Source organism: Pelotomaculum isophthalicicum JI, from assembly GCF_029478095.1.
GTDB lineage: Bacteria > Bacillota > Desulfotomaculia > Desulfotomaculales > Pelotomaculaceae > Pelotomaculum_D > Pelotomaculum_D isophthalicicum.
Map to the genome: position 1 here is coordinate 21,866 of NZ_JAKOAV010000026.1, position 12,187 is coordinate 34,052.

Consider the following 12,187-nt stretch of genomic DNA (forward strand, 5'->3'; position numbering starts at 1 on the left):
AACCCGAGGATCAGTGAGGGAACTGTTTGAGCGAGTGAAGCGAGTGAAGCGAGAGAGTTTGACGTAAGCCCGAGGGTGAAGGAGTTCGCGGCTGAGGAAAGGGGACACACCTCCCTAACGGGCCTATATTTATGGTCGGAGGAATGTCCCCGATTATATAGGCCGAATATGAGCCGCGTTGTGCGCCCAAAGGTCTTATTTCCTATTTTTGCAGGAAAAACTTTTATCATTGTTGAATATCAATGAACTGCTATATTAAGTAATTTTGTAGCGAGGTTGGATCCTGATGGAACTGCTCCGCAAGGTTAAAGCGAATATTCAGCGCTACCGGATGGTGGAGCGGGGTGATCGGGTGGTGGTGGCGGTTTCCGGTGGCCCCGACTCAGTTGTATTGTTGCATTTGTTGCACCGCTTAGTGCAAGATCTGGGAATCTCTCTGCATGTGGCTCACCTTAATCACATGTTCCGCGGGGCTGAATCTGAGGCTGACGCTTTGTTCGTGGCCGGGATAGCTGAGCGTTATCATTTGCCTGCCACGGTTGAAGCTGTTGATGTCCCGGCATACCGGAGCGAAAGAGGAATTCCCGCTCAAGTGGCTGCGCGGGAAGTGCGTTATCATTTTCTCGAAGAGGTAGCCAGAAAAAACGGAGCAAGTAAAATAGCGCTGGCCCACCAGGCCGATGACCAGGCTGAAACTATTTTGCTTAATTTTTTGCGGGGCGCGGGCACAGCGGGGCTGAAGGGCATCATGCCGGTGCGGGATAATTATTATATCAGGCCGCTATTGACGGTGAGGCGATCTGAGATTGAGCGCTACTGCGTGGAAATGAACCTGTCTTTTAGAAATGATTCTTCAAACTTGAAACCTGTATATTTGCGGAACAGGGTCAGAATGGAACTAATTCCTTTATTAAAAAATGAATATAACCCGGGTCTGACAGCCTCGTTGCTCAGACTGGGCGAGATTTGCCGCGAGGAGGACGGTTATCTGGAGGAGCAGGCGGTGAAAGCATACCGTTCAGCCGGGCAAAATGACGGCAACGGGGTTATTAAATTATCACTGGCACGCTTATATGAGATGCCCAAGGCAGTTCTGCGCAGAGTGGTCAGGTTGGCTTGGCGTGACTTGACCGGTTCGGAGAGGGATTTGTCTTTTACGCACACAAAAGCCGTGTTGGATTTATTGGACAATGAAATTACCGGCTTAAGAGCATCCCTACCGGCAGGAATCGTGGCAATCAGATCCTACACGACTCTTGATTTATATGTGGAGCGAAAAAAACAGGAGCTCAGCCCTTACATTTACCCGCTAAGAGTGCCCGGTTTAACCTGGATTCCTGAGCTGGGTCTTGCTGTGCGCGCTTCGTTGACAACCATCGAGGATGCTCCGGAACCTAGTTTTTTGCCGGTAACTGAAGCCTTGTTGGATTTTGATAAACTGCCGCCGCAAATATTTGTGCGGCGGCGTTTGGAAGGGGATTTTTTTTGTCCGTACGGACGGAAGTCAACAGAAAAGTTAAAAGATTTTTTGATCAAACAGAAGGTGCCCCGGGCCGAAAGAGATTATCTTCCACTGATATGCACACCGGAAGAAATAATCTGGATTGGAGGTATACGTGTGGGGGAAAAGTGGAAAATTGAAAGTGACACTGCAAAAATACTTCATTTAGAACTGGTGCGGGGCGCCCCTGGGTATCAGGAGTCATAAAATAAATCTTTAATATTTTGTGCTGCATGGTATAATTATAATTATGGGTTTTTGTGCCCTGACTTTTAGAGAGGAAGTGGCATATTTGAATAAGGTTGTAAAAAACCTTAGTATATATTTGTTAATTGTTCTTGTTATTATCGCTTTGATCAGATATACGGCGCCCAGTAAAAATGCTGCTGAGCAATTGAGTTACAGCAAGTTTTATGAGGATTTAGAAAGCGGTCAGATCAGCAATATCGTAATTCAACCGGAGAATTATACCAACATAATCACCGGAGAGAAAAAAGACGGAAGCAAGTTTGAAACCAAGGGACTCGCCGCGGATACTGATCTGTACACGCTTCTCAAAGAAAAGAAGGTGACTTGGAAGAACGAGCCGCCGGCTCAACCCGGCTGGTGGACCGGCCTGCTGTCAACGCTGCTGCCTATACTCTTGTTCGTGGTGTTGTTCTTCTTCTTGATGCAGCAGACCCAGGGGGGCGGCAACCGGGTTATGTCTTTCGGCAAGAGCCGCGCCAGGCTGCAAAGTGATGAAAAGAAAAAAGTCACTTTTACTGATGTGGCAGGCGCAGATGAAGTAAAGGAAGAACTGGAGGAAATTGTCGAATTTTTGAAAAGCCCGAGGAAGTTTCAGGAGCTTGGCGCCAAAATACCTAAAGGAGTGCTTCTTTTCGGACCCCCCGGGACCGGCAAAACCCTTCTGGCCCGGGCCGTGGCAGGTGAAGCTGGGGTTCCCTTCTTCAGTATCAGCGGGTCGGATTTTGTGGAAATGTTTGTGGGAGTGGGGGCGTCGCGGGTCCGTGATCTCTTTGAACAGGCCAAGAAAAACGCGCCATGTATCGTTTTTGTGGATGAAATTGACGCCGTGGGCCGGCAGCGGGGCGCGGGCCTTGGGGGCGGCCATGACGAGCGCGAGCAGACTCTGAACCAGCTTCTGGTGGAAATGGACGGATTTTCGCCTAATGAGGGTATCATCATTTTGGCGGCCACCAACCGTCCGGATATTCTTGACCCGGCGCTCTTAAGGCCGGGGCGTTTCGACCGTCAGGTGGTGGTCGACGCGCCGGACGTTAACGGGCGAAAAGAAATTCTCAAAGTGCATGTGCGCGGTAAGCCTTTGGATACAGCGGTAAACCTGGAAATTATCGCGCGCCGGACCCCGGGGTTCACCGGCGCCGACCTGGCCAACCTGACTAACGAAGCGGCGCTTCTGGCGGCGCGGCAAAACCGCAAAAAGGTGACGATGGCTGACCTGGAAAATTCTATTGAGAGAGTGATTGCCGGTCCCGAGAAAAAATCCAAGGTAATCAGCGAAAAAGAAAAGTGGCTGGTTTGCTACCACGAGGCCGGCCATGCCGTGATGGGCTATCTGCTGCCTAATACCGATCCGGTGCATAAGGTATCAATTATACCGAGGGGCCGTGCCGGCGGTTACACCTTGCTCCTTCCCAAAGAGGACCGTTATTATGCCACCAAATCACAACTTATAGATCAGGTTACCATGCTGCTGGGCGGGCGTGTGGCCGAGGCCGTGGTGCTGAAAGAAATCAGCACCGGCGCGCAAAACGATCTGGAGCGTTCCACCGCTATAGTTAGAAAAATGGTAATGGAATACGGGATGAGCGACCTGGGTTCGATGACCTTCGGGCATAAGCAGGATACCCCGTTCCTCGGGCGGGATTTATCCAGGGACCGCAACTACAGTGAAGAGGTGGCAAACGCCATTGACGTGCAGGTAAGGGAAATGATTGACAGTTCATATAACAAAGCGAAGCAGCTCCTGGAAGAACACCTGGAAACCCTGCATTTGGTGGCGAAAACACTTTTTGATAAGGAAACCGTCGAAGCTGAAGAATTTGCCGAGTTGATGAAACAAGCCGGCGAGGCGGAGCGTCTGGACAGAGTTAATTAAGTAAAATTACGGAGGTTATCAAAAATGGAAATGGAACGCACATATCTTATGGTTAAGCCTGATGGCGTGCAGCGTAATCTGGCGGGAGAAATCATCTCCAGGTTTGAGAAAAGAGGATTTAAAATTATCGGCCTGAAGATGTTTAAGATAACCAGGGATTTGGCGGAAAAGCACTATGGCGAACATGTCGGCAAACCCTTTTTCGAGCCACTGGTGGACTTTATCACTTCCGGGCCGGTTGTGGCCATGGTAATTGAGGGAAAAAACGCTATCAGCGCCGCCAGAGAGATGATGGGGGCGACCGACCCTTTGAAAGCCGCGCCGGGTACGATCAGAAACAGCTTCGGGATTGATATGGGGAGGAACGTAATCCACGGATCAGACTCGCCTGCCAGCGCCGCCAGGGAAATCGGCCTGTTCTTCAAAGAAGAAGAATTAGTTGTATACAACCGGGATCTTGACCGGTGGATCTACGAATAATTCGCAAATACAAGCAGGGGAACAATCTATGCCGTATGACGCGACAATGATGGCTGATTGGCAAATTGCCGAAGAAGCGGAAAAATATATGCCTACACCCGAGCAATGGCGGGACAAGCTTTATTTGGAAAAAGATGAGGTAATACCTTATGGAAGAGTCTGTAAGCTTGATTTCCTGAAGATTATAGACCGTCTGAAAAACAGGCGGGACGGCAAGTATATTGAAGTAACCGCGATCACCCCTACCCCGCTGGGTGAGGGAAAGACAACTACAACCGTGGGGCTGCTGGAAGGTTTGGGCAAAAGGCGCAAGAATGTAGGCGGCTGTGTCAGGCAACCATCGGGCGGACCCACCATGAATATCAAAGGTACGGCCGCCGGTGGCGGCAATGCCCTGCTGATTCCCATGACTGAGTTTTCCATGGGGCTTACCGGTGACATAAACGACCTCATGAATGCCCATAACCTGGCCATGGTGGCCCTTAACGCCCGGATGCAGCATGAGGCGAACTATAGTGACGCGGAACTGTCAAGCCGGAATCTAAGGCGTTTGGACATAGATCCCAAACGGGTGGAAATGAGCTGGGTCATTGATTTTTGCGCTCAGGGCCTGCGTAATATTATTATGGGTATCGGCGGCAAGATGGATGGCTTTATGATGTCGTCCAAATTCAATATCGCCGGAAGTTCCGAAATAATGGCCATTCTCGCTATTGTCCGGGATTTGCGGGATTTGAGAGAAAGACTGGGCAATATCATTGTGGCTTATGACCGGCGGGGTAATGCGGTAACCACTACTGACCTGGAAGTTGCCGGCGCCATGTGCGCCTGGATGAGCAACAGCATTAACCCGACTTTAATGTCAACGGTGGAACACCAGCCTTGCATGGTGCATGCCGGTCCTTTTGCCAATATTGCCGTGGGGCAGTCTTCCATTATCGCCGATCGCATCGGCTTGAAGATGTTCGATTATCATGTGACCGAAAGTGGTTTTGGGGCGGACATCGGTTTCGAGAAATTCTGGAACGTGAAATGCAGGTTGAGCGGGCTTATTCCCAGCGTTTCTGTTGTTACGGCTACCATCAGGGCCTTGAAGATGCACGGCGGCGGACCCCAGGTTGTCCCGGGCCGGCCGCTGGCTGAAGAATACCGGAAAGAGAACCTGAGTCTTCTGGAGAAGGGTATTCCGAACCTGCTGCATCATATAGCCACTGTTAATAAAGCGGGAATCAAGCCGGTTGTCTGCATTAACGCCTTCGACACAGATACAAAAGAGGAGATAGACATGGTGCGCCGGTACGCGGAACAGGCCGGCGCCCGTTGCGCGCTTTCCAGACAATGGCTGGCAGGCGGGGAAGGCGCTCTTGAGTTGGCTGACGCGGTTATTGACGCTTGTAATGAAGAAGTTGACTTTAAATTTCTCTATCCGCAGGAAATGCCGCTGCGGCAGAGGGTTGAAATAATAGCCAGAGAAGTATATGGGGCTGAAGGTGTCGACTGGGCTGCTGAAGCTGAAATAAAAGCCAAATTGCTGGAAGCCGATCCCGCGTTAAATGATTACGCGACTATGATGGTAAAAACACATCTGAGCTTGACTCATGACCCGGAACTTAAGGGAGTGCCCAAAGGTTGGGTTCTGCCGGTACATGATATCTTGGTTTTTGCCGGTGCAAGATTTCTTTGTCCAGTTACCGGCTCAATCAGCCTGATGCCCGGCACCAGCTCTAATCCGGCGTTTAGAAGAATTGACGTGGATGTAAATACCGGTAAAGTGACAGGTCTTTTTTAGTTGCTTTTGAAAATTTAAGGTATCTATGGATATCTGCCTCAGATAACGCTGTCAAGAACCAAAGCTACCGACAAATATTGCGGGAGGCATGTAAAATGTATAATAAGATCCTGGTACCTTTCGATAATTCCGGTCAGGCGCTTTCAGCCGCGCAGCACGCTGTTAAACTTGCCATGGTTTCCAAGGCAAATATTACGCTCTTTCATGTCGTGCAAGATATCGCTAATTATACTGAAGAACAAATTATAGCACTCAGGACAAAAGCACAGGATATGCTTGAACAGTTGAAGGAAAGCCTTAGCGGGAATGATGTGAAAATTGATACTGCCGTGGCGCTTGGCAATCCTGCCAGAGAGATACTGAAAAAAGCAAAAATAGAGAGTTATGACGTAATTATCATGGGCAGCAGGGGCTTGGGGAAAATCCCCGGCTTGCTGATGGGCAGTGTCAGCAATAAAGTATGTTCCGGGGCTTCCTGTCCGGTTATTGTTATTCACGTGACACCAAAAAGCTAAGTACGAAGTTCTTCCCAGTCAAAAGCCTTGGACTTAAGATAATAATTTCACTATTGTCGACCCGCTCAAGATGCGGGTTAAAACCATTCCACTAATTCCTTCAGCGCTCTTTTCACAATTCCCCGTCAGTAATACATGAATTGTTGAGCTCATTTAGTATTATCCTTTCATGACATTACATTTGTGATTTTTTAACAGGTTTGTGACAGCAGTCATGTTGTGTTGATTTTCTAGTTTATCAGTCTTATACTATTAATTATTCATTCACAATCTTTTGATATGAACATGCGGTCTGGCTTTAAGAAAACGGGGGTAGTGGGATTGGCGATCAGGGTTTATGGCATTGAGGTTAATAATCAGAAGCAGGCAGTGCGAATCCTGGAATCAGTCGGCGCCGATCAAGCCGGCTGCAGGTGGATGGCCCCCAAAATGGTGCACCGGTTGGTGATGCTGGAAGGGGTGCGGCCGGAACAGGCTAATATCATTAAACAGGAAATGCTCGGCAAGGGTGGGGAAGCTGCTGTCGCCCGGGGTGTTGTCAGCTGTTCGGTGGATGAAACCAAAGTGCTTCTAATGGGTACATTGAAACAATATAGCGCCTTTATGGCCAAGCTTCGCCTGCAGCCTTACGGCCTGCCCGATCTGGCCGACCGGATCGGGCAGGTTATAACCGGTCAGGCGGGGAATCTGCCAGGTAGTCTGGATTGCCGCGGCATAACTGTCCGCTTGGGTGAGAAAACGCTGATCATGGGTATCCTGAATGTTACGCCAGATTCTTTTTCGGACGGGGGAAGCTATCTTGACAGCGGTGCGGCAGTTGCCCGGGCAAAACGAATGGTAGCGGACGGGGCTGACATCATTGATCTGGGCGGCGAGTCTACCCGGCCGGGACACATGCCGGTAGACGCGGAGGAAGAACTGGCGCGGGTGATCCCAGTACTAAAAGAATTGGTTAAAGAGTTGCCGGTGCCAATTTCAATCGATACTTCGAAGTCTGCCGTAGCCCGGCTGGCTTTAGAATCAGGCGCCCATATGCTAAACGACCAATGGGCTTTGCGTGCCGATCCGGCCATGGCCGGGCTGGCTGCGGAATACGGCGTGCCGGTAGTGCTTATGCACAATCAGGAAGGAACCGGATATAGCGATTTGACCGGCGATATGATTGCGTATTTTCAAGAAAGTATTAATTTTGCTCTGGAAGCAGGAATGGACAGGGAAAAAATCATTATTGATCCGGGCTTTGGGTTTGGCAAAACAGCCGAACAAAACCTGGAAGCGCTGCGGCGGCTTAGGGAACTGCGCTGTTTGGGACTCCCGGTATTGATTGGCACTTCCCGCAAGTCTACTATCGGCAAAGTGCTCGGTCTGCCCGTGGAACAGCGGGTAGAAGGCACTGCGGCGACTGTGGCGGTGGGTATTGTCAACGGCGCGGATATTGTCCGTGTGCATGACGTGAAGGAAATGGCACGGGTGGCCAGGATGACGGATGCTATTGTACGGGAGCAAGGAGCGTTTGCCGGTGGATAAAATCATCATGAAAGGCATGGAATTTTACGGTTACCACGGGTTATACCCTCAAGAGCAGACCCTGGGGCAGAGGTTTATTGTCGATGTGGAGCTTTTTTTAGACCTCAGTCAAGCAGGCCGTGCTGACGAACCGGAACATACGGTGGACTATGCCGGTGTTTCGGAATTTGTCAGGGCAATCGTGGAAGGCCGTCCCCGCAAGTTGATCGAGTCAGTGGCGGAAAGCGTTGCGTCAGGTATACTTGTAAATTTTCCGGTGCGGGAAGTGCTGGTCCGGGTAAAAAAACCCCAGGCGCCTCTGTCCCTCAAATTCGCCTGGATGGCAGTGGAGATTAGGCGAAAAAATGAATAACCCCGCGCTTGTTGTTGCCTATGTGGGCCTAGGGAGTAATATGGGGGATAAATCAGCAAATATCAGTAAAGCATTAGTTTTATTGGATGCCGCGCCTGGTGTGCGGGTTGTCCGGGCAGCGCCCCGCTATCGAACCGCTCCTATCGGCTATACCGGACAGGACTGGTTTATCAACACCGTAGCGGAAGTCGAAACAAGTTTGCAGCCGCTGGATTTGCTTAAATTAATGCTTAACTTGGAAAACAGTCTTGGACGGGTGCGCGGCAGACGCTGGGGGCCGCGCACGATAGATCTTGATTTGCTTATTTACGGCAGAGAGATAATTAATACGCCGGAATTGGTGATTCCGCACCCGCGTATGCACGAGCGTGCTTTTGTCATGGTGCCCCTGGCCGACCTGGCGCCTGAATTGGAACTGCCGGGGTGGGGAAATACAGCGGAATTAGCTTTGTCGCTGGCAAAGGTCCAGTTAATCGAGCCAATGGAAAATAATATATAAGTAGTCGCAAATTACTAAATATTTTGTTAAAAATAGATTGCCTGTTTGCTAAGGCTGTGTTAAAATGGTAGCGGATAAGGGTGTCATCCATTTTGGAGACATACCTGGCGCAGTTAACGTATTATAAACAATTTATGATCAAATATCTTGCTAATAAATGACAACTTATCGCTTGGAGCCGGATGGACCGAGACGGGAGGTTGAGTTTTTACGAAGTCTTTCGGGGTCCCCGGAAGGCTTTTATTATTTTAAGGTCGCCTAAGGGGATGATACCCTTTACTAAACCGTCGATAGCAGTGGTGGGAGCGGGTAAAGTAGGGTCTGCGCTGGCGTTGCTCTTGAGCCGGCGGGGTTATATAGTGACGGGAGTAGCCGATCAGAGCATCTCATCGGCCAAGCGTCTGGCTGGAGAGTTAAAGGTGCCTGCCACCGGCAACCCGGAGGAAATTACCGGCAGCGCGGATATAGTTTTTATTGCGACTCCCGACCGCGTAATAACCCGGGTTGCTGAGGAAATAAGCGAGAAGAGAGGGTTTGTCGCCGGACAGGCTGTGTTTCACACCAGTGGGGCTCATCCAGCGGAAGCGGTGGGGGCAGCCCGGCGTTCAGGAGCGTTGGCCGCGTCACTGCACCCGCTCCAGTCCTTCGCCGATGTGAAAATGGCCATGGAAAACCTGGAAGGCTCATATTTTGCGCTGGAAGGGGACGCGGGCGCGCTGCCCGTGGCTGAACAAATCGTCAGAGACCTTGGGGGCAGGAGTTTTACCATAGCTGCTAAAGATAAGCCGTTGTATCACGCCGCGGCGTGTATCGCGTCCAACTATCTTGTTTCTTTGATGCACTTGGCCACAGGATTATTCAGTAGTTTCGGACTATCCCGGAAGGAGGCTTTTCAAGCGTTATTTCCCTTGGTTCAAGGGACGATAAGTAATATTGCCCGGGTGGGTCCTGCCCCGGCGTTGACCGGTCCCATCGCGCGGGGTGACGGTACGACTGTGGAGGGTCACCTGGCGGCGTTTGGAGAAGTGGGGAGGCAGGAGACGGATCTCTACCGCGTATTCGGTCTTTATACTATAAAAGTGGCGTTAGAAAAAGGAAGCATTGATTCGGACCAGGAGGAAAGGCTGAAAGAGATCTTCGAGGAGGCATATATAAAATGAAACAAGAAAAGATCACCACCGCGACCATTAAACAAAAGAAGGCTGAGGGCAGGCCGATCACCATGCTTACCGCCTATGACTTCCCCATGGCGAAAATTGTGGACGAAGCCGGGATCGATATGATTCTGGTAGGCGACTCGCTGGGCAACGTGGTTCTGGGTTATGACTCCACGATACCGGTAACCATGGATGAAATGGTCCATCATGTCAAGGCGGTGCGCCGCGGCGCAAGCAGGGCAATGATCGTGGCGGACATGCCTTTTCTTTCATATCAGGCTTCCGAGAAGGAGGCGGTTCGGAACGCCGGACGTTTTTTGAAAGAAGCGGGGGCGCAAGCGGTCAAACTGGAAGGCGGCGCGGAAGTTGCCGGGGTGGTCAGGAAAATCGTTAACGCAGGCATTCCGGTGGTGGGTCACTTGGGACTGACGCCGCAATCCATACACCAGTTGGGCGGCTTTAAGGTACAGGGGAAGGATGTACAGGTGGCTAAAAAAATGATTGCCGATGCCAAAGCCCTAGAAGAAGCGGGTGTCTTCTCAATTGTGCTGGAGTGTGTGCCTACTCCCCTGGCAAAATTAATTACCGAATCAATTGGCGTGGCTACCATCGGGATAGGCGCCGGCCCGCACTGTGACGGGCAAGTGCTGGTGATTCACGATATCCTGGGCCTTTACCCGCGCTTTACGCCGAAATTTGTCAAGCAGTACGCCGACCTGCATGATCAGATGGCCACTGCCGTCAAGCAATATAAAGAAGAAGTGGAAGCTCGCGACTTCCCGGCTCCCGAGCACTGTTTCGGCATGTCGGAGGAAGTGCTGGAGAAGCTGTATTAAGCAAAAATAGTGGTGGGTGGTAGGTGGTTGGGGATAGAAGGAATTCGCCGGAGGCGAATTCCAACAACTAACCTAACGACCAACAACCAACGACCAACGACCAATTGGAGGTTGGACATGTATATTTGCCACACCGTTGCTGAGATACGCAAGTTTGTCCGCGAAGCCAGGACCAGAGGCCAAACTGTCGGCTTCGTGCCGACCATGGGCTATCTGCACGAAGGACATTTGGAACTGATGCGCCAGGCTAAAGAACGCTGTGACGTTGTTGTGATCAGCATTTTTGTCAACCCGACTCAATTTGGCCCTCAAGAAGATTTTGCCAGATACCCCAGAGATCTGGAGCGGGATGTCCAAATGGCCGGAGAAGTCGGAGTGGACGCTGTATTTAATCCTTCTGTCGAGGAGATTTACCCGGCGGGCTACTGCACTTATGTTGAAGTAGAACGGATCACAGAAAGGCTTTGCGGGCTTTCCCGGCCCGGCCACTTTCGCGGAGTGACTACGGTGGTAGCCAAGCTTTTTAATATTGTTGCTCCCGACCAGGCCTTTTTCGGGCAAAAAGACGCCCAGCAGGTACTGGTGATTAAGAGAATGGCTGCCGACCTGAATATGGATCTGGAGGTAGTGACGGTGCCGACTGTACGTGAAGCGGACGGCCTGGCAATGAGTTCCCGTAATGTATATTTGGACGCGGTCCAGCGGCAGGCCGCCCTGGTCCTGTCCAGGAGTTTGCAAGCCGCGGCGGAAGCGGTGGCGGCAGGCCAGCGGGACGTGTCAACCATTCGCCAACTGGTTGTTGACATGATCAAAGCGGAGCCGCTGGCAGAGATTGATTATGTTGAAATATACAGCCACCCGGACCTGGAGCCTGTCGTCACGTTAAACGGGCCCGCTCTCCTGGCGCTGGCTGTGAAAATCGGGCGGACACGGCTGATTGACAACATTATTTTGGGGGTACGGGATCATGTTTCTAACAATGTTTAAGTCAAAAATTCACCGGGCTACAGTTACAGATGCCAACCTGAACTACATGGGCAGTATCACTATTGACGAAGACCTGATGGAAGCGGCTGACATCCTGGTTAATGAAAAAGTGCAAATTGTTAATAATAATAACGGCGCCCGGTTTGAAACATATGTGATCAAAGGTGCCCGCGGGTCAGGGGTGATCTGCCTGAACGGCGCGGCGGCCCGGTTGGTGCAGCCGGGCGATACTGTCATCATCATTTCATATGTCATGTTAGACCGTGCCGAAGCGAAAGTTTTTAAACCTGTCATCGTCAATGTTGATGGAAAAAATAAGGTTGTCGGGGTAAGACACGGAGAGGCCGCCGGTGAAATCGGCTGATTTAATACTTATTTAACCTCCTGACCGAAGGAGCGGGAGGGATGTTGATGATTAAAGC

12 protein-coding genes are annotated in these 12,187 nt (G+C 50.9%); all 12 read left to right on the plus strand.

What is annotated here, in order from left to right:
- Positions 1–286: 286 nt before the first annotated feature.
- The 12 genes from tilS (at position 287) to panD (ending at position 12,129) form a co-directional block, all read left to right on the plus strand.
- Positions 287–1,708, plus strand: a complete 1,422-nt coding sequence (gene tilS, locus L7E55_RS12840; protein WP_277444677.1) for a tRNA lysidine(34) synthetase TilS — start codon at positions 287–289, stop codon at positions 1,706–1,708.
- Between the two features lie 85 nt (positions 1,709–1,793).
- Positions 1,794–3,623 carry an ATP-dependent zinc metalloprotease FtsH gene (gene ftsH / locus L7E55_RS12845; RefSeq protein WP_277444679.1) on the plus strand — a complete coding sequence of 610 codons (1,830 nt, stop codon included), beginning with the start codon at positions 1,794–1,796 and terminating at the stop codon, positions 3,621–3,623.
- 30 nt (positions 3,624–3,653) lie between these two features.
- The gene (gene ndk, locus L7E55_RS12850; RefSeq protein WP_277444709.1) at positions 3,654–4,103 is read left to right on the plus strand and encodes a nucleoside-diphosphate kinase; all 450 of its coding nucleotides are present in this window, start codon (positions 3,654–3,656) and stop codon (positions 4,101–4,103) included.
- 28 nt (positions 4,104–4,131) lie between these two features.
- Positions 4,132–5,892, plus strand: coding sequence for a formate--tetrahydrofolate ligase (locus L7E55_RS12855; RefSeq protein WP_277444681.1), 1,761 nt, complete (start codon positions 4,132–4,134; stop codon positions 5,890–5,892).
- Positions 5,893–5,987: 95 nt separating this feature from the next.
- Entirely contained in the window at positions 5,988–6,407 is a 420-nt protein-coding gene (locus L7E55_RS12860) for a universal stress protein (RefSeq protein ID WP_277444683.1), read from the plus strand.
- 321 nt (positions 6,408–6,728) lie between these two features.
- Positions 6,729–7,934: a dihydropteroate synthase gene (folP, locus tag L7E55_RS12865; RefSeq protein ID WP_277444684.1), complete on the plus strand. Its 1,206-nt coding sequence runs from the start codon at positions 6,729–6,731 to the stop codon at positions 7,932–7,934.
- The gene (folB, locus tag L7E55_RS12870) at positions 7,927–8,286 is read left to right on the plus strand and encodes a dihydroneopterin aldolase (protein WP_277444685.1); all 360 of its coding nucleotides are present in this window, start codon (positions 7,927–7,929) and stop codon (positions 8,284–8,286) included. The genes folP and folB overlap by 8 nt, the downstream gene beginning before the upstream one ends.
- Positions 8,279–8,785 carry a 2-amino-4-hydroxy-6-hydroxymethyldihydropteridine diphosphokinase gene (folK, locus tag L7E55_RS12875; RefSeq protein WP_277444686.1) on the plus strand — a complete coding sequence of 169 codons (507 nt, stop codon included), beginning with the start codon at positions 8,279–8,281 and terminating at the stop codon, positions 8,783–8,785. Before folB ends, folK begins: the two co-directional genes overlap by 8 nt.
- Positions 8,786–8,985: 200 nt before the next feature.
- Positions 8,986–9,945 (plus strand): Rossmann-like and DUF2520 domain-containing protein, encoded by a 960-nt coding sequence (locus tag L7E55_RS12880; protein ID WP_277444687.1) that lies wholly within the window; start codon positions 8,986–8,988, stop codon positions 9,943–9,945.
- Positions 9,942–10,778, plus strand: a complete 837-nt coding sequence (panB, locus tag L7E55_RS12885; protein ID WP_277444688.1) for a 3-methyl-2-oxobutanoate hydroxymethyltransferase — start codon at positions 9,942–9,944, stop codon at positions 10,776–10,778. Before L7E55_RS12880 ends, panB begins: the two co-directional genes overlap by 4 nt.
- A 117-nt stretch (positions 10,779–10,895) precedes the next feature.
- Complete coding sequence (gene panC, locus L7E55_RS12890; protein WP_277444689.1) at positions 10,896–11,765, plus strand: pantoate--beta-alanine ligase; 870 nt, start codon at positions 10,896–10,898, stop codon at positions 11,763–11,765.
- Positions 11,746–12,129: an aspartate 1-decarboxylase gene (panD, locus tag L7E55_RS12895; protein WP_277444690.1), complete on the plus strand. Its 384-nt coding sequence runs from the start codon at positions 11,746–11,748 to the stop codon at positions 12,127–12,129. Before panC ends, panD begins: the two co-directional genes overlap by 20 nt.
- Positions 12,130–12,187: the final 58 nt, after the last annotated feature.